This window comes from Aliiglaciecola aliphaticivorans, from assembly GCF_054782055.1.
The window spans coordinates 1-1,268 of record NZ_BAAGTF010000080.1; the positions used below are offsets into that span (position 1 = coordinate 1).

Consider the following 1,268-nt stretch of genomic DNA (forward strand, 5'->3'; position numbering starts at 1 on the left):
CTTTGTGTTTCATGACTGGGGTGAAGTCGTAACAAGGTAACCCTAGGGGAACCTGGGGTTGGATCACCTCCTTACACTATAGGTATCACTTTTGTGATGCAGTGTTCACACAGATTGTTTTGTTGTCGATAAAGAAGAGCAAAAAGATGTGCTTGGGTAACAAGCAACTATTGCTAAAGCGAATGCAGAAGCAAGAAATAGGCTTGTAGCTCAGCTGGTTAGAGCGCACCCCTGATAAGGGTGAGGTCGGCAGTTCAAGTCTGCCCAAGCCTACCAAATCTTTCCTACTCTGCGTTATTGAGTTCGTCGTTAAGGATCTTAACGTCCTCACTCAATGCCTTGATTAGAAAAGATTCCAGTTTCGTAGTAAAGATTGAGACGAACTGGCCGAAGATTCATCATCTTCAACCTTATTTACGAGTTATATATTGTATATAAGGGGCTATAGCTCAGCTGGGAGAGCGCCTGCCTTGCACGCAGGAGGTCAGCAGTTCGATCCTGCTTAGCTCCACCACTTTCTAGAAGAAAGTGATTGCTCGAATAAAAGGAATTAGCCTTAATCAATGGATGTTGTATTAGCATGTATTGATTAGGGTTTTTTAAACCTTAAGACGCGGCGCGTAGCGCCAAGTCAAATGTTCTTTAACAATTTGGAAAGCTGATAAAAGTAATCAAAACTAAAGAGTAATATTGAAGATTTATCTTCAAGCGTACTCTATCTGATTTTATGATTAGAACTTGTCACGCATATAACAAGCTCTTAAGTGAGCACCTTTGGTTTGTGAATAAAAAGGCGCAAATCAAGCCAACGAATAGCCGTTAATCATTCATGTCTTTAACGGGATAACGAAGGTATTTGGGGTTGTATGGTTAAGTGACTAAGCGTATACGGTGGATGCCTAGGCAGTTAGAGGCGATGAAGGACGTGTAAGTCTGCGAAAAGCTGTGGTGAGTTGACAAAACGCATTTTAGCCACAGATGTCCGAATGGGGGAACCCAGTGCATTTATGCATTATCTGCAACTGAATACATAGGTTGTAGAGGCAAACGAGGGGAACTGAAACATCTAAGTACCCTTAGGAAAAGAAATCAAACGAGATTCCCCTAGTAGCGGCGAGCGAACGGGGAGCAGCCGAGTAATTATAATGTAGTGGAATGAGTTGGAAAGCTCAACGGTACAGGGTGATAGTCCCGTACACTAAGCGTTATTTTTGCCATATTAAGTAGGTCGGGACACGTGTTATCTTGACTGAAGATGGGGGGACCAT

The 1,268-nt window shown here is 42.8% G+C and carries 2 tRNA genes and 2 rRNA genes; all 4 read left to right on the forward strand.

Annotation, left to right across the window (positions count from 1 at the left end):
- A 16S ribosomal RNA gene (locus ACYVIL_RS20490) occupies positions 1 to 74 on the forward strand; the annotation flags it as partial.
- A 125-nt stretch (positions 75 to 199) separates the two neighbouring features.
- Positions 200 to 276: transfer RNA gene (locus ACYVIL_RS20495), tRNA-Ile, on the forward strand.
- A 162-nt stretch (positions 277 to 438) separates the two neighbouring features.
- A tRNA-Ala gene (locus tag ACYVIL_RS20500) sits at positions 439 to 514 on the forward strand.
- 354 nt (positions 515 to 868) lie between these two features.
- Positions 869 to 1,268 (forward strand): 23S ribosomal RNA (locus ACYVIL_RS20505); the annotation flags it as partial.